This window comes from Methanothrix sp. (assembly GCF_024518575.1).
Taxonomy (GTDB): Archaea; Halobacteriota; Methanosarcinia; order Methanotrichales; family Methanotrichaceae; genus Methanothrix_B.
In genome coordinates this window covers 76,073-97,259 of record NZ_JANIHG010000001.1, presented here as the reverse complement: position 1 = coordinate 97,259, position 21,187 = coordinate 76,073, and the positions used below count along the sequence as shown (strand labels likewise).

General features: G+C 55.8%; 24 protein-coding genes. 14 read left to right on the top strand and 10 right to left on the bottom strand.

Annotated elements, in window-relative coordinates:
• The first annotated feature begins 119 nt into the window (after positions 1-119).
• Positions 120-653, top strand: coding sequence for an FmdE family protein (locus tag NQU42_RS00595; protein ID WP_296608158.1), 534 nt, complete (start codon positions 120-122; stop codon positions 651-653).
• A 136-nt stretch (positions 654-789) separates the two neighbouring features.
• Positions 790-1,131 carry a hypothetical protein gene (locus NQU42_RS00590; RefSeq protein ID WP_296608157.1) on the top strand — a complete coding sequence of 114 codons (342 nt, stop codon included), beginning with the start codon at positions 790-792 and terminating at the stop codon, positions 1,129-1,131.
• Between the two features lie 133 nt (positions 1,132-1,264).
• Here the strand turns inward: NQU42_RS00590 and NQU42_RS00585 are convergent, their stop codons facing one another.
• The gene (locus NQU42_RS00585) at positions 1,265-2,452 is read right to left on the bottom strand and encodes an HD domain-containing protein (protein ID WP_296608155.1); all 1,188 of its coding nucleotides are present in this window, start codon (positions 2,450-2,452) and stop codon (positions 1,265-1,267) included.
• 270 nt (positions 2,453-2,722) lie between these two features.
• Here NQU42_RS00585 and NQU42_RS00580 point away from each other — a divergent pair, with 270 nt between their 5' ends.
• Positions 2,723-3,361 (top strand): hypothetical protein, encoded by a 639-nt coding sequence (locus NQU42_RS00580; protein WP_296608153.1) that lies wholly within the window; start codon positions 2,723-2,725, stop codon positions 3,359-3,361.
• A gap of 215 nt (positions 3,362-3,576) precedes the next feature.
• Here NQU42_RS00580 and arcS read toward each other — a convergent pair whose 3' ends face one another.
• Positions 3,577-5,286: an archaeosine synthase subunit alpha gene (gene arcS / locus NQU42_RS00575; RefSeq protein WP_296608152.1), complete on the bottom strand. Its 1,710-nt coding sequence runs from the start codon at positions 5,284-5,286 to the stop codon at positions 3,577-3,579.
• Complete coding sequence (gene tgtA / locus NQU42_RS00570; RefSeq protein WP_296608150.1) at positions 5,273-6,703, bottom strand: tRNA guanosine(15) transglycosylase TgtA; 1,431 nt, start codon at positions 6,701-6,703, stop codon at positions 5,273-5,275. Before tgtA ends, arcS begins: the two co-directional genes overlap by 14 nt.
• Positions 6,704-6,795: 92 nt before the next feature.
• On the opposite strand from tgtA, the gene NQU42_RS00565 reads away from it, so the two are divergent.
• Entirely contained in the window at positions 6,796-7,275 is a 480-nt protein-coding gene (locus NQU42_RS00565) for a hypothetical protein (RefSeq protein ID WP_296608149.1), read from the top strand.
• A 129-nt stretch (positions 7,276-7,404) separates the two neighbouring features.
• Here the strand turns inward: NQU42_RS00565 and NQU42_RS00560 are convergent, their stop codons facing one another.
• From NQU42_RS00560 to albA, 3 genes are read right to left on the bottom strand one after another with little or no spacing between them, the layout of a single operon-like run.
• Positions 7,405-7,899: an HIT domain-containing protein gene (locus tag NQU42_RS00560; protein ID WP_296608147.1), complete on the bottom strand. Its 495-nt coding sequence runs from the start codon at positions 7,897-7,899 to the stop codon at positions 7,405-7,407.
• 54 nt (positions 7,900-7,953) lie between these two features.
• A complete protein-coding gene (gene purN, locus NQU42_RS00555; protein ID WP_296608146.1) occupies positions 7,954-8,619 on the bottom strand; it encodes a phosphoribosylglycinamide formyltransferase in 666 nt (221 codons plus the stop codon).
• A complete protein-coding gene (gene albA, locus NQU42_RS00550) occupies positions 8,609-8,878 on the bottom strand; it encodes a DNA-binding protein Alba (RefSeq protein ID WP_011696800.1) in 270 nt (89 codons plus the stop codon). Before albA ends, purN begins: the two co-directional genes overlap by 11 nt.
• A gap of 404 nt (positions 8,879-9,282) precedes the next feature.
• Between albA and NQU42_RS00545 the strand changes: the two genes are divergently transcribed.
• Together NQU42_RS00545 and mtrH are read left to right on the top strand one after the other, a co-directional pair.
• A complete protein-coding gene (locus tag NQU42_RS00545; RefSeq protein ID WP_296608142.1) occupies positions 9,283-9,855 on the top strand; it encodes a tetrahydromethanopterin S-methyltransferase subunit A in 573 nt (190 codons plus the stop codon).
• 43 nt (positions 9,856-9,898) lie between these two features.
• Complete coding sequence (gene mtrH / locus NQU42_RS00540; protein ID WP_296608141.1) at positions 9,899-10,807, top strand: tetrahydromethanopterin S-methyltransferase subunit H; 909 nt, start codon at positions 9,899-9,901, stop codon at positions 10,805-10,807.
• A 148-nt stretch (positions 10,808-10,955) separates the two neighbouring features.
• Here the strand turns inward: mtrH and NQU42_RS00535 are convergent, their stop codons facing one another.
• The 3 genes from NQU42_RS00535 to NQU42_RS00525 all read right to left on the bottom strand — a co-directional run bounded on the left by NQU42_RS00535 (position 10,956) and on the right by NQU42_RS00525 (position 14,513).
• The gene (locus tag NQU42_RS00535) at positions 10,956-11,657 is read right to left on the bottom strand and encodes an SIMPL domain-containing protein (RefSeq protein WP_296608139.1); all 702 of its coding nucleotides are present in this window, start codon (positions 11,655-11,657) and stop codon (positions 10,956-10,958) included.
• A 402-nt stretch (positions 11,658-12,059) separates the two neighbouring features.
• Complete coding sequence (locus tag NQU42_RS00530; RefSeq protein ID WP_296608138.1) at positions 12,060-13,118, bottom strand: (Fe-S)-binding protein; 1,059 nt, start codon at positions 13,116-13,118, stop codon at positions 12,060-12,062.
• A 9-nt stretch (positions 13,119-13,127) separates the two neighbouring features.
• A complete protein-coding gene (locus tag NQU42_RS00525; protein ID WP_296608136.1) occupies positions 13,128-14,513 on the bottom strand; it encodes an FAD-binding oxidoreductase in 1,386 nt (461 codons plus the stop codon).
• A 300-nt stretch (positions 14,514-14,813) separates the two neighbouring features.
• On the opposite strand from NQU42_RS00525, the gene tfe reads away from it, so the two are divergent.
• The 8 genes from tfe to fhcD all read left to right on the top strand — a co-directional run bounded on the left by tfe (position 14,814) and on the right by fhcD (position 20,505).
• Positions 14,814-15,320, top strand: coding sequence for a transcription factor E (gene tfe / locus NQU42_RS00520; protein ID WP_296608134.1), 507 nt, complete (start codon positions 14,814-14,816; stop codon positions 15,318-15,320).
• 196 nt (positions 15,321-15,516) lie between these two features.
• A complete protein-coding gene (locus tag NQU42_RS00515; protein ID WP_296608133.1) occupies positions 15,517-15,948 on the top strand; it encodes a secondary thiamine-phosphate synthase enzyme YjbQ in 432 nt (143 codons plus the stop codon).
• A gap of 147 nt (positions 15,949-16,095) precedes the next feature.
• Entirely contained in the window at positions 16,096-16,635 is a 540-nt protein-coding gene (locus tag NQU42_RS00510) for a pyruvate ferredoxin oxidoreductase subunit gamma (RefSeq protein ID WP_296608131.1), read from the top strand.
• Positions 16,632-16,889 carry a 4Fe-4S binding protein gene (locus NQU42_RS00505; RefSeq protein ID WP_296608130.1) on the top strand — a complete coding sequence of 86 codons (258 nt, stop codon included), beginning with the start codon at positions 16,632-16,634 and terminating at the stop codon, positions 16,887-16,889. The genes NQU42_RS00510 and NQU42_RS00505 overlap by 4 nt, the downstream gene beginning before the upstream one ends.
• Positions 16,886-18,112, top strand: a complete 1,227-nt coding sequence (porA, locus tag NQU42_RS00500; RefSeq protein ID WP_296608128.1) for a pyruvate synthase subunit PorA — start codon at positions 16,886-16,888, stop codon at positions 18,110-18,112. Before NQU42_RS00505 ends, porA begins: the two co-directional genes overlap by 4 nt.
• A gap of 10 nt (positions 18,113-18,122) precedes the next feature.
• Positions 18,123-19,025, top strand: coding sequence for a thiamine pyrophosphate-dependent enzyme (locus NQU42_RS00495; RefSeq protein WP_296608127.1), 903 nt, complete (start codon positions 18,123-18,125; stop codon positions 19,023-19,025).
• The gene (locus tag NQU42_RS00490; RefSeq protein ID WP_296608125.1) at positions 19,007-19,606 is read left to right on the top strand and encodes an IMP cyclohydrolase; all 600 of its coding nucleotides are present in this window, start codon (positions 19,007-19,009) and stop codon (positions 19,604-19,606) included. Before NQU42_RS00495 ends, NQU42_RS00490 begins: the two co-directional genes overlap by 19 nt.
• A 5-nt stretch (positions 19,607-19,611) precedes the next feature.
• The gene (gene fhcD / locus NQU42_RS00485; RefSeq protein WP_296608124.1) at positions 19,612-20,505 is read left to right on the top strand and encodes a formylmethanofuran--tetrahydromethanopterin N-formyltransferase; all 894 of its coding nucleotides are present in this window, start codon (positions 19,612-19,614) and stop codon (positions 20,503-20,505) included.
• A 113-nt stretch (positions 20,506-20,618) separates the two neighbouring features.
• On the opposite strand, the gene NQU42_RS00480 is transcribed toward fhcD, so the two are convergent.
• The gene (locus NQU42_RS00480; RefSeq protein ID WP_296608122.1) at positions 20,619-21,095 is read right to left on the bottom strand and encodes a NosD domain-containing protein; all 477 of its coding nucleotides are present in this window, start codon (positions 21,093-21,095) and stop codon (positions 20,619-20,621) included.
• Between the last annotated feature and the right edge of the window lie 92 nt (positions 21,096-21,187).

Below are 21,187 nucleotides of genomic sequence, written 5' to 3'. Positions count from 1 at the left end.
CTCAAGTCTGCGCTTCTCTCAAGTTGTGGGGTTACCGCATCACACCGCAGATCAGCATTCTTCGCTGAGCTTAAGTGCCATCGCCAGATTGAAGTCATGGATGTGGTCAGTTAACACCCATGGAAGACGATTTAAAAAGAGCGGTCGAGTTTCACGGCCATATGTGCCCTGGTATCGCTATCGGATACAGGGTGGCGAAATATGTTATGAACCACTATCGCAGATCCCAGGACGAGGAGCTCGTGGCGGTCGTCGAGAACAACTCCTGTAGCGTCGACGCGATTCAGGAGATGCTCGGATGCACCTTCGGCAAGGGAAACCTGATATTCGTCGATAACGGCAAGCAGGTCTTCACATTCTACCACAGAGGAGACAAGAAGGCCATAAGGATCTACTTCAGGGATGAGATCTTGCAGGAGATATTCAGGGAGGGCAGAGGGGAGGGGGCGAGATCGAAGGCCATGGGGGCGATACTGAGCGCTCCTGATGAGAGCATACTCTCAGTGAGAGAGGTGGATATTCCCGAGCCGCCGAGGGCAAGGATATACCCGTCCATCAAATGCCAGGAATGCGGCGAGAGCTTCATGGAGATCAGGGGCAGGGTTGTGAACGGCAAGATCGTGTGCAAGGAGTGCTTCTCCAGGCTGACCTGATTCCGATATGCGCCGATGGCAGCTCTGCTGGCTGCACCGGTCCTGTTCCAGCAGTTCTACCCATATCGCCCTCAGCTGGCTGGCCTGCCACGGATCGATTGATCCGGTCACCGTTCTCCCTCTCGCCATCGCATCGATGAGATGTCGTAAAAGGCCTAAGACCTTCGTCAGATACATATACTATACTTCCAGAACTATACTTCCAGAGGCTGTCAAGGTGAACATAATGGCAAAGCAATCAAGGGATACGGATGAGGGCATGGAGAGCATAAAGGAGAGCCTGGAGGATATCGCATCTCTGCTCGCGGAGATCTCGGATGAGCTGGCAGAGCTCAACAGCTCACTCAAGTTCATCGGGATACCGCTGATCACAGACATGCTTGTAAAGTACAGGCCGGACATCAAGGATGCGATGGAGCCGGTCATCGCTGAGCTTGCAGATAGCATAAAGAGCATGATGTCTGAGGAAGAGGAGTGAAAACTCTCCCGCCTTAACCTCAGCCCCTCTTTCTGTTTTGTGCTCACGTCACTGACATGCGCAGGGCTGATGCGTCATGCTGCCGGGGCACCGCAGAGCACCTCCGGTTTATCTGATGTTTTGATCTGCTTGTTCACAGCGAATCAAGTGTGTGCTGGACAGGGGGCCTTCTCACCCCCAGACAGCGCTCTGCTGCTCTTGCGACCATTTCCCTGTGCTCCGGGAGCGTGTAAACGCCAAGCCGCCAAGTCGCCCTGTGCGCATCCTCCAGCATTCTTATCACAGGCGAGACCTCGCGCAGCTGCAGAACCTCTCTCTCGATCATCACAGGGAACCTCCCCTCTGGAACCTCAGGAGCCGGCGGGCAGTCCAGGAGCACGTACCTCTGATCGACGCCAGACTCTGATGCTATCTCCTCTGCAAGCCTCTTCTCACTTCCAGCTTTTGGCACGAACTCCAGTGATTCGGCGCCGACATACAGCGCCCTCTTGAAGAGCCTCCTGGTCTTGATCCGTTCTGCGATCTCAGCAGCGTATCCTCCCGCGGATCTCATGGCCGCAAAGAGCTCGAAGTCATCCATTTTCAGAATCGATGATGGATCAAAGCCGAGATCCTCGATCATGCATCTCAGTGCACCTGCAACCATGCACTCGGAGATCCTGCAGACGTGGTGCTGATAGACGGTGGGCTGCATGAGAAGTCTTGATAGAAGAAGAGACTCTGCGGCATGAACACCCCCGGAGTCGATCATGAGCCTGCCTCCTGATAGGTGCATCCTCTCGATGAGCCTGAGGTGATCGAATACGCCATAAGCAACGCCTGTGTAGTGCGCATCTCTTATGAGATAATCCATCCTGTCCACATCTATCTCGCCCGATACTATCTTCCCAAGCTCAGTCCCGCCTTTTATGAGCCTCTGTATCTCCTCAGGCGTTATCCCGTACTCCTCAAGGCGGGTGCGTATCCCCTCAGATCTGAGCAGATCCATGATGCTCTCGTGCCCGCGTCGAAGGTATTTGGATAGCATCGGCTCTGTAACATGTGAGAGGGGGCCGTGGCCGATGTCGTGGAGAAGCGCTGCGGCCCTTATTTTCATCGCATCATCATCGCTGAGCCCCAGCCGGTCGCTGAGGATCACGGCAAGATGATATGCGCCCAGGCTGTGCTCGAACCTGGAGTGAGACGCTCCTGGATAGACGAGAGACGCAAGCCCGAGCTGTCTGATCCAGCGAAGCCTCTGGAGCTGTGGGTCGTCCAGCAGCGATAGACAAAGACCATCTATCTTCACATAGCCATGAACAGGATCCCTGATCTCAACCATGCAATCACCCATGCAGCTTAATAGGAAATCAGGCAGAAGACACCTTCCCTTAAGGGGATGTGCTGTACGCCGACAAAAATAAGTACAAACAGAATCTCTCAAGATCAAGAGAACGCGGCTTGTTTGGCCGAAAGCGCTGACAGGCCATCAAACCAACAACCGCGGATGACCGCGGGGTGGAGCCTGTCTGAGCTACGGAGCAAGAGGTCTGTGAAACCTTCGACTTGCTTCGGCTTCGTCGAAGCATCTCGACGCAGTCGAGAATCGCCGATGGGCTTCGACAACGAGTCGAAGCGCAGGAAGCCCCTCCCCTTCAAGGGGAGGAGGTCACAGATAATAGCATCCAACCAGACGATGACTTCGAGAGGGGTTGCTGCCCTGATTGCGATGATCCTGATCTCAGCCGTTCCTGTCCAGGCGGCAGGGATCACGGGACTCTGGGACTTCAGGTACGATGTCGCCTGGTCTACCACATCCGATATGCTCGGGAACTCGATCATCTCGATCACCCATAACGGCAGCGCCATAACGGGAGATGCATACATCGAGGAGCCGGAGCAAATGGAGGGGAGGATCACAGGCATCTGGGCTCCCGAGGGCTTCGAGATCAAAGCAACGATGTACAGGAAGCGTATTCTCATGATCTCCCTCAAAGGCAGCAGCCAGGATTCCGGGCTGCTCAGAGGCAGCTTCGTTGCAGCATCATCTGATGGCAGAGCATGGCGCGGCAGCTTCATAGCCACGCTCACAAACCCCGACCCCCACTTCCTCGGAAACGTCACATCGATTGCAGACAAAAAAGAGGTTGGAGCTGGATCTGAGGCTGCGCCGACCACACCAGCAAAAAGCAGGTTCTTCGAGATACACTACTCGAGGGATGAGACCATCTATCCAAGGCCGGTGATGTGATCTCGCGACTGCTTAACCTTGAAAGCAGACCCTGGATAGGAACTCCCGTTTGCGCATCTGTGAGCGTTGCCGGCTCTCGTGGAACAGTTACCATGAAAGCATGACATGACAACATCCAGTGTTGAGGCGTTTCTGGAAACTAACATCGCATCGAAGCTTTCATCCTTTTGGCACGCCTCTGCTGTCACATTCACGGTTTTATTGAGCGTGCCAGCTCAAACCTCCGCCCCTTCCCGCAGCTCCACAGCAACGCCACGCCTGGAGGCTGCCATCTCCCACCCGCTCATCCTGGCCCTTCCTGCCCCGAGGAAACCATCTCCCACAACGATAACCTCGTCGCCGGGCCGGATCTGCTCGTCAGCCTCGACCACCCCGGGCGCCAGCACCGTTCCTTTGGGTATGAAATCTCCTATGCGTACGGTGTAAGATCCGAGCGGCAGCAGCATCCGTGCGCCCTCCAGCGTGAGCGCGAGCCTGCCGCTGCTGATGGATGCGAGCGCTCTACCTGATGAATCGAAGAGCCTGTTCCCCTTCACCCTCGCGCCATCTGTTAGAACATCCCCTGCGCCGGATCCGAAGTAGTAGTCTGCCTTCGCCCTGAACTCCTGGAGCCTGAAGTTCCCGATCGGCCTTGCGTCCTTGCACGCAAACTCAAGCGCCTCTCTGAGCCTCTCGAGCTCCTCCTGCCCCGTCCCGCCGCCTGTGTACACCGCGTCGATCCCTCCATCACGAAGCGTATCGCAGAGCTCTCCCTCGAGATGCGCAACGATATTTGAGTATCTGTGCCTCTCCAGGTAAGATCTGAGGGAGCCCATGAGCCATGCCCTCTCCTCCAGATCCCACACGCCCGTCACCGGCGTGTCGTAGTGCGCCGCTGGGTACACATCCTCGAGCTCCCTTGGCACTATCGCGAGCGGAGAGGTCAGGATGAGCTCGTGGACGAATCTCCGCATGCTTCCCATGACAGAGCGGAAGAGCCTGTGGCTTCTCGACTCAGAGTAGGGCTTCCGGGCAGAGCATGGAAGCAGGAGAAGAACATCGCTCTCAGGCGGCCTGTACCTTGTGAGCACCCTGCTCACGAACCGTCTGACCTCAACCCTGTGAAGCGACTCAGATGTGTTCGCATACATCACACTCTTTCTATACGTCGGCGTCCTCCGCTCCAGGTACCGCTCCTGCCTGTCTGCGAGCCTCAGCGCAGCGGTCATCCAAGGGATGCATCTGACCTGTCGCTCCACATACTCCCTGAGGGTGCCAGACCTTACGCACTCCCTGACCCACACCAGCTCCTCCTCGAGCTTCAGGATGTTGTGTGCCGGCATGTCCCCCGATGAGCAGTGCTCACACATGCACGGGAGCTCAGAGAGCTCATCTCTCCGGAAGACGCCATCCCTCGTATGGTACCTGTTGTAATGACCGTCCATCTCCACCCTGACAGAGTCAACGATATCCACCCCTAGGTACACGAGAAGCGAGAGATTCGATGGGGTTGCGAGCGCAGGGGCGTAGAGCGCGGAGTCCGGAGGTATCGACTCCCGTATACATATCAGCGTATCGACAAGATCCCTCGCGCCTGCGATGGTCCCCGCCGCCCTGAGAACATACACGTCCGCATCCTTTTGAGCGTCTTTTTGAACGGATGAGATGTCTGTGACCACAGCCCTTGGCGCGTCGATGTCCAAATCGATATCCTTAGCTGCATCAGATGGATATGGAAGAACGATCAGCCTCCTGGCGTCCTTGAGGGACTTCGCCAGGGAGATCGTGGCCTCCCTCGCCTCCTCCGGGTTTCTGTACCTGAAGACGCTTCCCGCGCACACATAGTCCTCTCGCGATAAGATGCAGGGCGTCGTGATGTTCCGATCGAGCATCAGCCTGCCAAGGCGCGCCGGGCCGTCCCTTCTGAGGACCTCAAAGAACCGCATCCCTGAAACCCTCCAGATAGCTTACCTCAACATGGAACTCCGCGCCTGGGTTCTCTCTGATAAGTGACCTCAGGGTATCGAGCGCCTCTTTTACCGCATTATCGTCCGGCTCATCAGGCAGCTCAGCGTTCAGCGGGTACATCTCCTCTAAGCCCAGAGGATACGGCCCGAATGGAGGCAGAAACCCCAAAATGTGATCATATTCTGAACGCTCATCCTCTTCAGGATGCCTGTCCGTCACCAGGACCCTCCCCCTGAGCTCCAGCCTGCAGATCCTTTTCCGGTACCTGATGACCTCAGGCCTCCTCGCAGACTCGCTGCTGAGATAGAACAAGGTCGATTTCGATACACGGTCGAGCCTCTCCAGATGCTCTGTATATCTGGAGAGGTGTTTGAATGCCTGATACATCCTCGGATGGGATCTGCATCTCATCTCAAGATGCTCCCATAAAGATCCCTCGTGGATGCTCTGCCTCACAGCCCGGATCTCCTGGAATGACGCCGAGAGGTTATGGCGGGCGAGAAGCTCCACCCTCTTCGGGTCCTCGCTGAGAGATTCGGGCGTGTGTTTTCTGCACACATCACACGAGCACGGAAGGTACCGCAGGTCTGAAAGCCTGTATGTGCCGGTGGGCGTCAGGTACCTCCCATCACGAGCATAAAGGGCGTACGCTGCTGAATCGAAGAGATCGCACCCCAGGGCTGCAGCAAGTGCGAAGACCATCGGATGGCCGGCGCCGAAGAGATGCACAGGCACCCCAGGACCCAGGCCGATCTTCGATGCGACGATTACATCCACAAGCTCCCTGAACCTGTAGCTCTCCATCAGCGGGACGACCGCGCCGATCGGGTACACATCGAAGCCCATCTCCCTCAACCTGCGCGCCGCAGACTCTCTGAGGTCAGGGTAAATGCCGCCCTGCACAGGCCCTGCGATAAGAAGACCCTCTCTCCTGTGGGCCACCGCCTCCCTGAGCCGCCTCTCTGTCTCCGCGAGCTCCCTCTCTGCCTGCTCTCTCGAAGCATCAGGAGCTGTTGGTATGTCCAGCGGCACGGAGATGTCGGAGCGGATATCCTGCTGGAACTCGAGTATCTCAACCGGCTCTGTATCCACGCTCCCGTAAACTGAGAGCTGGAATGCGCCCGAGTCTGTCATAACCGGCCCGTCGAACTCGAGAAGACCGTGGACCCCGCGCTCTAGCGCGGTCTCTTTGAGCACTGGGTCCTGGTGGATGATGTAGCTGTTTGTTATGATCATATCAGCACCGAGATCAACCAGCTCCCGGGGACTCAGCAGAAGGACATGTGGATTAACCACAGGCATGAGCGCCGGCGTCTCCACGGTGCCATGGGGCGTGTGCAGCCGACCTATCCTGCCGGCCAGGTCTTTATGGATTATCTCAAAGCAGCCCTGCATGTGCAACCGGCTCCACGGATAGACATAAATAGGTTGGGACCGATGGCGATACAAAGCCAGATATTATGGGGGTACATCAAAATATGAGATGTATGGCATTATTATTACTGCTGTGCCTGGTTGGGGGGGCAGCTGCGGATGCCATCTCCGAGCCTCAGTACAGCAGAAACCAGCTGATTTACCTCAATGGTCCGGATACAGGAAGCTTTCAGCAGGATGTTCAGAGTTACTGGAACACCTATATCGAGAAGGGTACAGGCAGCACAGAGGCCAGCAAGACCATGAGCATATGGTTCAACACATTCCCGCTCAAGTTCGAGAGCCCGGTCAAGCTTGGAGAGACGACATTCGCAATGGGTGCACTCACTGCGAAGAACGTCAGCCCGACAGTCTGGACGAGCATGATGCTTGAGAGGGAGACCGTATACAAGTTCGGTCTCGATCGGAGCTCAGCCTACATGCCCCTCTCGCTTCCCTCCAGCTTCCAGACAGTGGAATCAGGAAGCTCCTCAGCACAGGAGTCGCAGGGGCAGATAATCACCCAGAGCATAATCTCAAAATTAGGGGTGTGAGATACGCGCCCGAGGGGCGCTGCTCACAATTTATGAGGCCGGCCTTCAGACCTGGCATTTCCGGAATTGGCCGGACTTAGAAAGGCTTTACTTTTCAAATTGCGAAAGCATGCCCACACAGAGCTGTTCCTACTTCTCCTGCATCAAAAGTTTCAGGTTCTGCAGAAGCTTCTCGTATGTAGCCCTGATGTGCTCCGGTATCACCCTTGTGTCAGCCAGAACAGGCATGAAGTTCGTATCGCCCTTCCATCTCGGAACGATGTGAAGGTGGATGTGTTCCGCGATGCCTGCGCCTGCCACCTCTCCCATGTTTATCCCCAAATTGAAGCCATCCGGCCGCATTGTTCTCTGGAGCAGGGATACGCACAGATCAGCAAGCTCCATGAACTCCTGAAGCTCATCCCCGCTCCATCCTGACAGCGTCGAAGTGTGACGGTAAGGAACAACCATCATGTGGCCGTTGTTGTACGGAAAAGCGTTCATTATTATGAAGTGATTCCTTCCCCTGTAGAGTATCAGGTTCTCGCGGTCCTTGTTCTCTCTGGGCTTCTCGCAGAAGATGCAGCCCTTCCCCTTCTCGCTCAGTATGTAATCGATGCGCCAAGGCGCCCACAGGACGTCCATCAGTCGCCTCCCTCTGTGCTGGAGCGGCCTGACTGCCGCATCCTGCGCCCCAACTTAAGATCTAACGCTCTTTCGATCTGATACCTGCCTCTCAAACACCACCCTCCGTCCCTCTATTCTCGGATTCCCCTCGAGAAACATCTTGATGGCCCTGGGATACGCCCTGTACTCTGCCCTCTGGATCCTGGCCTTGAGGCTCTCATGCGTGTCATCCGGTTTCACCGGAACTGGCACCTGGTATACAATGGGCCCATGATCGACCTTCTCGTCGACGATGTGTATCGTCGTTCCGGTCCATCTCACCCCGTAGTCCAGAGCCTGCTGGAAGGCATCCACGCCTCTGAACGAGGGCAGAAGCGCAGGATGTATGTTCAGTATCCTGTTCCTGTAGTGTCGCACAAACTCAGGCGACAGGATGCGCATGTAGCCTGTCAGAACCACCAGATCGACAGCTGCATCATCGAGCCTCCTGATGAGCAGCCTGTCATACTCCTCTCTGGACAGGCCGCTCGGATCGATGAACTCAGCCGGAACGCCAAACTCTCTGGCTATTCTGAGAGCCCCAGCATCCGGCTGGTTGGTCAGGACAATAATCACCTCTGCCCTCAGGTAACCCGATCTGGTGGCCTTTATTATATACCTGAGATTTTCTCCGCGCCCTGAGGAGATAACACCAATGCGCGAAAGGGGCGTCGAGCCGGTAAAGGTATCACTTTCCAAGTACGATCTCTATCGCAGAGACGTTGGTCTCCCCTCTATCCGTGTTCAACGTCTCGGTCGATATCTTTATGTCCTTTACCACAACATCGCCCAGGAACCTGCTGCGTGAGACCTCAGCGACATCAACAGCTCTGGAGATCGCACGTCCTCTTGCCATTATCCTGACTTCCTTTGCACCGCTGTTGAACTGGGTCACTACAGCCAGTACATAGTTCATCACTGGTTTATTGCCGACGAACACCACATCATCTTCTGCCATGGTTGGTCACCACCTTGGAACATACTTCACGGTGTTTGATGGAATCATAGCCAAGCATCTGATGCCTGACCAATCCGCTGATCCGGCGAATAGGCACTATCACTTGGCCAGGAGCCCGTCCTCGCTGGTCGCCACAGACAGAGCATCCATGGCCCGATGATAGGACACCGCCATTCAGGGTGGATCTCATGAGATATATAGACTGTGGTGTCCCCAAGTTTTGACGGAGATATTATATCGTATTGTTTTCACAGGTCTCCAGAGTGGGATGGCGGGCCCCCGGTCTTCGCTCAGAGCCAGTGCATTAATAGATGTAGTTTGCGGAAAGTGAAGGCCCAGGGAGAGGGCGCGGCTGCGCACGGAACTGTCCCGTCGCGCTCTCCATGATTCTCAGGGGTGAGCAGATGGATGACTGTCATGATGACTGGCCGCCGGTTCGCGGTGATTACAGGGTTGGTGACAGCAGGCGGGGTGTTGCAGTTGTCACGCTCGCAAGCCGCCTGGACATCAGAGGAGCAGCTATAGTCGGAACATGCAAGACCGAGAATCTCGGGGTGGAAAAGATCGTGACGAATCTGATCTCAAACCCGAACATACGCTACCTGATCGTGTGCGGGGCTGAGTCACGGGGTCATCTGCCTGGCGACGCGATAGTCTCCCTTCACAGAAACGGCATTGATGGGAGCGGCAGAATCATAGGCGCTGCAGGGGCGATACCGTTCATCCAGAACCTCCAGCGCGAAGCCGTAGAGCGGTTCCGCAGGCAGATCATAGTGGTGGATATGAGGGGTGTTGAGGACATCGCTGAGATCGAGAGGGCTGTTGATCACTACAGCGGGATAGCAGAGCCCTTTTCCGAGCCGCCGTTTGAGGTCGTGAAAAAAACGCGCAGCTCAAGAGCCCAGCCGGGCGATCTCGATGTCAGCCTCGGACCGGATGTGTATCTGGATGTGGATGCATGGGCTGTGTCTGCGTAGAAACAACATCTAACTCGATAGGTGCTTGAGCGGGTGATGTGGCTTGTTCAGATTTGCCAGAGATCAGTCGGTGATCAACATCGCAGGCCTTCGAATCGGAGGCCAGCCAGGTGAGCTTCCCACAGCCCTGGCCGGGACCGTGTTCTATCACGGCCACAGCATAGTCTCCGACGAGGAGATGGGAATATTTGACGGAGAGAGGGCTGAGGAGCTTATAAACAGGCAGGCTGAGATCTCAGAGGAGACCGGAAACCCGGGAGTGCTGCATATATTCGCGAGCACGCGGCGCGCTTTCGAGAGGTATCTCGATTTCATCGATCCCATCTGGAATGGACCCTTGATAATAGACTCATTCGATCCGGAGACCAGGGCAGAAATGGCGATACATGTGACAGAGATCGGATACGCGGATCGCACAGTCTACAACAGCATAGGTCTGGCATCAACCGAGAGAGAGCTGCGTTTGCTGAGGGAATCGGATCTCGACTCGGCGATACTACTCGCCTTCAGCCCGAACGCATCGAGCGTCGAGTCCAGGATGGAGCTGCTGAGCCGTGAGGGGGGTCTCCTGGCAATCGCCAGGGAGGCGGGAATCAACAACATGCTGCTAGATCCCGGCGTGGCGCCTCTTGGGAGCGGGGCTGGAGCCGCGCTGAGGTTCGCTCTCGTCTCGAAGGCGAAGCTCGGCCTCCCGGTATGCTCAGGGATGCACAATGCTGCGAGCTCATGGGAGTGGCTGAGATCCAGAGATAAAGGTATAAGAAACGCATGCGATGCGTCCACAGCAGCCCTCGCAGCATCGTTCTGCGCCAGCCTCGTCCTCTACGGCCCGATCGAGAATGCGGGGATTGCGTTTCCTGTCGTCGCCATGACCGACATCATGATTTCAGAGGCGCTGGAGGAGATGGAGGTGTGGCCGGTGTGGTCACACCCGCGGAACAGAATGGTATGAGAATAGCGGTCTTCCAGAGCGCTGCCATCTTCAAGAAATAGAACGACAGGAGGGGAGTGAGCCTTCCCGCCGCTATAGGAGACTTCCGGATCCGATTCCCTCAGCAAACGCAGTCATGTCACGACAGCCGAAGTGAGCAGTGGCCTTCTCAGCTCACGATCTCGTAGGTGACCATGACTGTCGTCTTCACCTCAACCATGCCCGGCTCTGTGGTGCTCGGCTCTACTGATGGTCCGAAGATGCCGAACGGTATGTCCCAGAGGTAAAGCGGGCTCTCCGTGATGTCCACTATCTTTCCGAGCCGTCCGCCCGCTGCGCTGACCATCGCCTCTGCTGTTGCCCTGGCGTTCTCAACAGCCTTCTTCCTCGCCTTGTTCTTTGCAGCTGTGGCATCGCTCAGCGCATAGCCCGTCACAGCGGCGTACGTCCCTGTGCTCTCTGCAGTTTGCTTGATGCTCTCTATGGTCCTCTGATCAGGGTTCTCCAGGCGTATCGAGGCGGATACGGTCACAATGCTCTGATTCATGCAGATGCTCTCATTCGATGCGCCTCTCCTGCATACCTTCGTGCTCTGGATCCCTGTGGAGTATCCCTGCAGTATCTCGCAGTTCTCAGTGCATGCACTCCTTATCGCCTCGAGACTATCGTTCAGCTTCTCAGAGCTCTCCGCATATGCATTCGAAACGTTCTCATTATCGCTTGATGCCGATACAGATATGTACACCACATCCGCAGGCACCGTCACACTGCCCTCTCCAACAACTGTTATTGTGGGAACGTCAGCTGCGGATGCGAGTGCTACAGCAGATACAGAAATCAGCATCATTACCGCGACAGCTTTCAAATCCATAACCAATCCCCCATCGTTGATTAACGTAATCAATATTAAAAGAATTCGGTCTGATGGGGGATTTGTGCACGACATCGTTCTTGTGACATGCCAGCAGATGTCCTGCCATGCGTTTCTGCCAATTTAATGCTTCATGCAGCGACTTCCTCCCATGAAGAGCGGGGCTTCCTGCGTTTCTATTTCGTCGAAGCCCTTTGGACTCTCGACTGAATCGAAAGGCTTCGACGAGATCGAAGCAAGTCGAAGGTTTCACAGATCAAGATTTCCACAAATTTGATGATCATACAGGAGCGTTTGCGCGTGCCCACAGGGAGGATCTCCAGAACCAGCAACCCCCACCTTCAGGCGTCGGTGCCATTCACAGTATTCAAAGAGCCTTTTCGAGAGACCGTGCTCTCCATCTCATCTCCTGCACGCCATCGCCACTAGATCTACGAGATCGATGACCCTGCCGTGGCCTCCTGCCTCGTTCAGGTTCCTGACGCACATCGGGCATGCTGTCACTATGTATTTCGCCTCTGGTGGGACATCATCGAGACGCCTTCTTGCTATCTCACGCGAGAGATCCTTGTATCCTGCCCTGACGCCCCCTCCTCCTCCGCAGCATCTCGCGAGCTCCCTGCTGTTCCTCATCTCCTCCAGCTCGCATATCTCCTTTATGACCTTCCTGGGCTGGTCGAAGATGCCGTTCACGCGGCCGAGATGGCACGGATCGTGGTAGGTAACTGCAAAATCCAGAGGCCTGATCTCCAGCTCAGATACACGCGAAGCCAGGAAGTCCGCCACGCTCATGACCTTCAGACCGTAATCGTTTTTGAGCGTCGTGTAGCAGCCGGCACATCCAGTTACCACAACATCCACGTCCATCTCGTTTATCTGGCGCAGGTTCTCTTCCATGCATTCTGACGCATCCAGGCCGGTTCTGAGAAGCGGAGAGCCGCAGCACCTCTCCGATGGGAGGAGCGACACGCCGAACCTTCTCAGAATCCCGAACGTCCTCGCTGCGGTCTCTGGATATCTGTAGGAGGCCATGCATCCTGCAAAGTAAACCTGGTCCGCCCTTTCTTTCGTAGCAGAGGATGCATCTGCTCCAAGGATGCTCAGCCACCCCTGCCTCCGCCCCACCTCACCCAGACTGTTCCCCGTGGATGAGATCCTGTCACGCAGCTCGATCTGCCATGCTCCCGCGATCTTCCTGGATGCGAGCGCCCTTCTCGCATCCTCCACGACCCTGGAGGGGGCGACTCCAGCAGGACACATCTGCGAGCAGAGAGAGCATGTGGTGCAAGTCCCGAGGCTATCGAGCGCCCATGAGCCATCTGCGCCGTCCAGGATTTTCCCGATCAGTAGCATCCTTCCGCGGGTGTTGAAGGACTCCCATCCCAGAACCTCGAAGCTGGGACAGACCGCCCTGCACGCACCGCACCTCACACATCGCCTGACCTGGTCGATATCGATCATCGACATCCCTCACAGACCCAGCTTGCCCGGGTTGAGTATCCCCTTCGGATCCAGCGCCCGCTTGATCGCGCGCATTATCTCCAAAGCTGGCCCCCACTGCATCTCCATGTATTCAGCTCTCGCCCCGCCAATGCCATGCTCCGAGCTGACCGTCCCGCCGAGCTCTATGGCAGCCCTGTGTATCATGTCCGCAGCTCTCCTGAGCCTGTTCCATTCCTCTTCACTTCTCACATCTATGAACCATGCGACGTGCAGGTTGCCATCACCGATATGACCGTACTTCATCGCCGGGATGCCGGTGCTGTCCGATATCTCCTGGACCTTTCTCATCAGAGTGGGAATCTCCTTCATCGGAACCCCCACGTCCTCTCCGACATAGATCCGACTCTTAGATGGATCGAGCCTGGAGATCGCAGCGCCGACCAGCTCCCTGGCAGCCCAGATCTCTGACATCTCCCTCTCATCGGATGCGATTCTGATGTTCTGCGCCAGGCCTGCACAGACCTCAGATATTCTTCTCGCATCCTCGGATGTCGAGAGATCAGTTCCATCGACCTCGAAGAGTATGATATCACCGTCAGGAAGCGCTATTTTTGGATCGCATCGCCTGAGGACCCTTACAGTCGTGCTGTCCAGTATCTCGCATGCTGACGGGACTATGCCAGCGGAAAATGTCTTCACAACAGCCATGCCGGCGAGCTCAGAGCTCTCGAAGGATGCCATGACCAGACGCCGTCTTTTCGGCAGGGGCACGATCCTGATTCTCGCAGCAGTTATGACTCCAAGCGTGCCCTCTGCCCCGACCATGAGCCGCGTCAGATCATAACCGGCGGATGACTTCAGCACTTTAGAGCCTGTTCGGATAACCGTGCCGTCGGCCAGCACGACCTCAAGATCAAGAACATAGCTCTTCGTGGTGCCGTACTTGACGCACCTCATGCCGCTTCCGTTGTTCGATATCAGTCCGCCTATCGTGCAGACGCTGGAGCTCCCCGGGTTGGGCGGAAAGAAGAAGCCGTGTGGCCTCAGAGCTCTGTTGAGCTGCTCAACAACAACCCCTGGCTCCACCTGGACCTGCAGGTTCTCCACATCTATCTCCAGGATTTTATTCATGCCGGACATGTCGAGAACTATGCCGCCCCTGAGGGGCACTGCGCCTCCCGCCAGGCCTGTGCCTGCACCTCTGGCGGTAAGTGGGATTTCGTGCTCGTATGCAAGCCTGAGGATCCTGGACACCTCCTCTGTCGTCAGGGGTCGGACGACGTACTCCGGGAGGCCATATACCTGAGATGCATCGCAGGAGTAGCAGCAGAGCTCGGCCGGCGAGTTTGAGACCCTGGGTCCGACTATACCTCTCAGCGCATCCATGATGGGGCTGCTCTCTTCTGTTGACATTCTCCTCCAGGCTTAACAGGAGATCTCGTAGCAGCGATGATACGATAAAAAGATTTTGTCAGGAGGCAGATTGCGGATCACTTCACCGATTTCAGTAATCAGCGTCCACTGAGATTGTGCTCCTCTTTCAGATGCGCTGATCTCCTGGTACTCGCAGACGATCCGGATGCTCAAAGGCTCACCGGTCTGCTCCAGAACATAAAATATATTCCGACAGAGTCTGCGAAGCTTTATAAGTAATCAGGAGCATATAATAAGCTGTTTGTTTTATAATTCAGATAGACTGCAAGTGGTGGTCCAGTGGTAGCAGTGGAGAATCCCATCCACAGGGCGTATCTGCTAAAGATCGTTGGCGAGGAGGGGCTAAAAATCGTAGAGGCTATGCCCGAGGGAGAAGAGGTGACTGATGAGCACATCGCCGAGATCACAGGGATCAGCCTCAACACAGTGAGAAGATCTCTCTATCTGCTCTACGAGCACAGACTTGCTGTATACAGGAGAAAGAGAGACCCGGACAGCGGATGGCTGACGTATCTCTGGAAGATATGCCCTGAGGCCCTGGACAGCGCGCTTGAGGCAGAGGTCAGGAAGCTCATAAACAAGCTCAACGCCAGGCTGCGCTACGAGAAGGACCATGTTTTCTATGCATGCGTGAACGGTTGCGCTCGGTTTGTTTTCGAGGAGGCAACCGAGAACAACTTCATATGCCCGTTCTGCCAGGGCAGCCTGGAGTACATGGAGAACAGCACGATCGTAGAGGTTATAGAGGAGCGGATAAAGGAGCTGAGTGCTGCGCTCTGCTCCTGATGAACTGGTACGAAAACCCCGCATGCAACAGCAGAGGCGTGCCCAAAAAAATTGCATGGATGCAGACTCATCCAGATGAGTGGCCCCGCGTCATGAGCGTTTTCTGGCTGGAGTATGCCAGCGATGGAGTAACACCGACCAGAACATCCTGCTGGTGCACCAAAACCGCTTGCATTGTTCGTTATTGCGGATCATTATGATCGAAACAAGATACATCGAGTTCGATACAAAGGGCGATGCTGATGTGGTGGACATCACCCCGATGGTCGTCAGTGCCGTCAGGAGCAGCGGATTGGCCGATGGCATTCTGGTTGTCTTCGTCCCGGGCGCCACGGGCGCTGTCACGACGATTGAGCATGAGCCCGGCCTGGTGGCAGATATGCGCAGAGCGCTCGAGAGGATCGCTCCTGAGGATGAGGAGTACGAGCACAACGCCAGATGGGGGGATGGCAACGGCCACTCCCACATCCGCGCATCGCTCCTTGGCCCGAGCCTCACAGTGCCTGTGGCGAACGGCTCTCTACTCCTCGGCAGATGGCAGCAGATTGTCTTCATCGATATGGACAACAGACCCAGACGCAGAAGGCTTGTGCTTCAGATCGTGGGAGAACCAAAATCGGACAGGTAAACCACGTTGATCCACAATTTAAAATTTTAATTTTCATAAATTATTTGTCATTATTTGTCCTCTGAGACACCATTCTTTCTTCAGATCCTTTCTGCGCGAAAATGCTATATCTGGTTGATGCCTCTCGGCTTGAGAGGAGGTCTGCAGGTGAAGGAGATAAGGTTCCACGGGCGAGGAGGGCAGGGGGCGGTCACCGCTGCGGAGATGATCGCCATCGCAGCCTTCGAGGACGGAAGGTTTTCCCAGGCGTTTCCCGCCTTCGGGGTGGAGCGCAGAGGCGCCCCTGTGCTGGCTTTTGCCAGGATCGATGATAAGCCGATACGCATGAGAAGCCAGGTGTACGAGCCGGATTACGTCATAGTGCAGGATGTCACACTGCTCGATGTCGTCAATGTGGCTGGTGGATTGAAGCCGGACGGAAAGATAATAATAAATACTGATAAAGATGCCTCTGCGATCAAACTGAACACAGAGGCTGATGTGGTGGCGATAGACGCGACTCGGATCGCCCTTGAGACTCTCGGGAGGCCGATAGTCAACACAACAATGCTAGGCGCATTCTGCGGGGCGACTGGAGAGGTGAAACTGGAGAGCCTGGAGAAGTCGATTCTAACCAGATTCCCGGGCAGCCTGGGTGAGAAGAACATTCAAGCCATAAGGACAGCCTATGAGAGGGTTGCCAGATGAAGATCACAGTTGCAGCTCTGACAGAGCCAGGCAGCACTGTTGTTAACAAGACAGGTGGCTGGCGAACATTCGTTCCGGTTGTGAATCACAAGAGGTGCATCAAGTGCAGCCTCTGCGAGATATACTGCCCTGAGGGTTGTATCCATCAGATCGACGGGTTGTTCGTTCCGGATCTGGATTACTGCAAGGGATGCGGGGTCTGCGCTCACGAGTGCCCCAGAAAGGCGATAGAGATGGTCCTGGAGGAGAAATGAAGATGATCGTTAAAGAAGAGATGAGCCTGAGGGAGAGAATGGCCCGGATGAGGGTCGTTGAGGGCTCATATGCAGTTGCACATGCCGTGAAGTGCTGCTCTCCTGATGTCATATCCGCATACCCAATAACACCTCAGACCCATATAGTCGAGCACATCTCGCAGTTCGTTGCAGACGGCGAGCTCGACTCTGAGTTTCTCACGGTTGATTCTGAGTTCTCGGCGATGTCATCACTCGTGGGGTCGAGCGCCGCAGGAGCAAGATGCTACTCATCGACCACAAGCCAGGGGCTTGCCCTCATGTGGGAGGTGCTTTACAACGCCTCCGGTATGAGGCTGCCGATAGTGATGACCGTGGCGAACAGGGCGCTCAGCGCGCCTCTGAACATATGGAACGACCAGCAGGACAGCGTAGGCGCCCGGGACTCAGGATGGATCCAGCTGTACGCTGAGGATGTGCAGGAGGCAGCTGATGCGATACCACAGGCGTACAAGATCGCAGAGGATCCTGAGATCCTGACGCCTGTGATGGTATGCATGGACGGGTTCATACTCACCCATGTCTATGAGCCTGTGGAGCTCCTGAGCGTGGAGGAGGTGGAGAGGTTCCTGCCGCCGTACAGGCCAAAGAACATTCTGGATCCGGAGAACCCGAAGACGTTCGGAGCGTTCGCAGATCCATCATACTTCACAGAGCTCAGATACATGCAGTGGGACGCCCACAGACGTGCTCTTAAGAAGATAGAGACCGTCGCAAGGGAGTTCGCAGAGCAGTTCGGCCGGTGGTATGGCGGGCTGATAGACACCTACCGGGCGGATGATGCTGAGGTTATTATTGTAACGATGGGATCTGTCATCGGAACGATAAAGGACTGCATAGATGAGATGCGCAGCGAGGGTATGAAGGTGGGTCTGGTGAAGATCAGAAGCTACAGGCCCTTCCCGACAGAGGCTCTGAGAAAGGCGCTGAAGGACGCGGATGTCGTCGCTGTTATTGAGAAGGATGTCACGGTCGGAAACGAGGGCGCGCTTCTCACCGACCTGAAGGCTGCTCTTTACAACACCCCGACGAGGATCCCAGTGATAGGGTTCCCCGCAGGCCTCGGGGGCAGGGATATAACGGTCAGAGACATCCGAAGGGTCGTCGATAAGGCGATCGCAGCGCGTGACAGGGGAATTGAGGCGGAGATTGAGTTTCTCAACCTGAGAGAGGATCTGCTCTAGGAGGATCTTTATGGAGAAGCTACTTGCACCCGGGCACAGAGCATGCGCAGGATGCTCGATGCCAACTGTGATCAATTTGGTACTGGACGCCGCTGGACCCAACACGATAGTTGCAACGCCCACAGGATGCAGCGAGGTGACGACAACACCGTATCCTGAGAGCGCCTGGAGGGTTCCGTGGATCCACTCGCTCTTCGAGAATGCAGCTGCAGTCGCCTCAGGCATAGAGGCTGCCCTCAAGCACTTCGGGAAAGACCATAACGTCTTCGTCATAGCCGGAGATGGCAGCACCCTTGATATAGGCATGGGCTGCATCTCAGGCATGTTCGACCGCGGGCACAATGTGAAGTATGTGTGTTACGATAACGAGGCTTACATGAACACAGGTGTGCAGAGGAGCAGCTCGACACCCCCATGCACATCAACGACTACCACCCCATCAGGAAAGGTCAGCTTCGGAAATCCGAGGCCGAAGAAGGACATGCCCGCCATAGCAGTCGCACACAGGGTGCCTTATGTCGCAACAGCCTCTGTCGCGTACCCTGTGGACCTCAGGCAGAAGGTGAAGAGGGCCATATCGATACCCGGACCTGCATACATACAGGTCAACGCCCCATGCATCACAGGCTGGTCGTTCGAGGCCGGAACCACTGTGGAGATAGCGCGGCTTGCGGTCGAGACTTGCCTCTGGCCTCTCTACGAGTACGTCAACGGAGAGCTTGCTGGCGTCAAGAAGATCCACGTCAAGAGGCCTGTTGAGGATTACCTCAAGGCGCAGGGAAGGTACAGGCACCTCTTCCGCATGAAGGGCGGGGAGGAGATGATCCGGGTTCTCCAGCAGATGGCTGATGAGAACGCCCGGAAGTTCGGACTTCTGTATGAGGGAGATGTCGCGTGTACGTCGGGAGAATAGTCGCGGTCGGAATCTCCGGCGATGGGGTCTGGGTGGGCTACAGGGTCTCGTCCAGATCCTTCCCGAACCGCAGGGCAACAGCATCCGGATCCTCGATATTTGTGCATCCTCTGGATCCGTCTGATCTCCTGAAGAATCCCTACATAACATATCCATGCATAAGGGCATCGAATGACTTCGCGGTCGTATCGAACGGCGACCACACTGACATGATATTCGACCGGATCGAGGACGGATCAAGACCTCTGGACGCAGTGGCCCTGAGCCTAGTGGCATACGGTTACGAGAGAGACGAGCTCCGGACGCCGAGAATCGCCGGCTTTGTCTCAGGGCGGCGCGCGGTGCTGGGGATTGCGGCACATGATGAGATCCGCGTCAGGGATTTCGAGCTCCAGGATGGAGATGCATGGATGGTGGCGACGTATGAGAAGACCGGGTTCGAGCCGATGTCCATGGAGGGATCGAGCGCCTCGAGCATAGCGAGATCTCTCTTCGGCCTTCCATTCGAGCGCCCGGTCTGCTCTGCGGCAGCGTTCAGGAGAGGAGATGGATTTGAGCTTGCTGTGTACAATCCAAGGTGATGCGAATGGAGATTAATGGTGTGGAGATAGATGACACTTTCGCGGAGGCGTTCCCGATAAAGATAGGCAGGGTGCTGATAACCGCGATCAGTGAGCGCTGGGCGCTTGAGGCGGCGCGAGAGGCCACTGGCTTCGGGACCTCGGTGATAATGTGCCCCGCTGAGGCAGGGATCGAATGTATTGTTCCAACCACAGAGACGCCCGATGGGAGACCGGGAGTATACATACAGATATGCAACATGAGCTGGAAGAGCCTGGAGGCATCGCTCCTGGCGCGCATAGGCCAGTGCGTCCTAACAGCTCCCACAACAGCTGTGTTCAACGGTTTGCCTGAGGCGGAGAAGCAGTTCGACACCGGAAAGAAGCTGGGTTACTTCGGAGACGGATACCAGTGCGAGATCGAGTACTGCAACAGGAAGTTCTGCAAGATCCCCATCATGGAGGGGGATTTCCTCGTGGAGGAGACGATCGGGGCAGTGGATGGAATAGCCGGCGGCAACTTCTACATTCTCGGGCAGAACCAGCCAGCTGCGCTCATGGCCGCTGAGGCTGCGGTCGACGCTATAGCAAAGCTCAGAGGAACGATAACCCCCTTCCCGGGAGGCGTGGTCGCGAGCGGTTCCAAGGTGGGGAGCAGGTACAAGTTCCTGAAGGCATCGACGAATGTGGCTTTCTGTCCCAGCCTGAAGGAGCAGGGGGTCTGCGCACTTCCTGAGAACGTGGCCGCAGGATATGAGATCGTGATCAACGGGCTAAGCAGGGAGGCGATCGAGGAGGCGATGCGCGTCGGGATCAGGGCTGCCTGCAAGGTTCCCGGCGTGATCAGGATATCCGCTGGGAACTTCGGAGGTAAGCTCGGGCCGCATCAGTTCCATCTGCACAGGATACTTGAGCAATAGCCATTGGGCGCTGCATCGGCATCTTCCGACCCACTGGCGCTGGGGCAGGGGTCAGAAGATGCTTTTATATCTACATTGCAAATCATTCAACAAATGCAGACTGCTCTGGTCAATCAGTTGTCATCTTTCGTGTCCCAGAAGTTGTCCTTGCCCTCATCGTACATGCTGATATCGTTGTCGTGAATATCATTTCTCATGAATGTGTTCCTGCTTCCAGTGCAGTGGATTCCGTACTTGTTGCCCTGCGCTACGTTGTCTGTGATCGTGTTGTTGTTCGAGAGCACATTTATGCCGGCATTGCCGCATCCGCATCCTCCAGAGTTAGTGACCCTGAACCCTTTCAGTGTCACATTATCCGCGCTTATCGTTATGGCGCTGCCGATGCCCTCAGCATCTATTACAGGCATTCCTCCGCCAGTATCCACACCGATCAGCGTCAGGCTCTTTGATACATACACATGCTCGAAGTATATCCCGCTGTGGACCTCGATTGTGTCTCCAGCATTCGCAGCATTTATCGCATTCTGCACGCTCGAGAAATCACATCCCTCTCCGCATACTGTCACCGCTGCGGCAGGGAGCGAAGCCATGATGATTGCACACAAGATCGTGATACATGAATGGCGGATCATTCCGTTACATCCTCCCACATGCACGACAAACTTTATGTCTTAAAAGCATT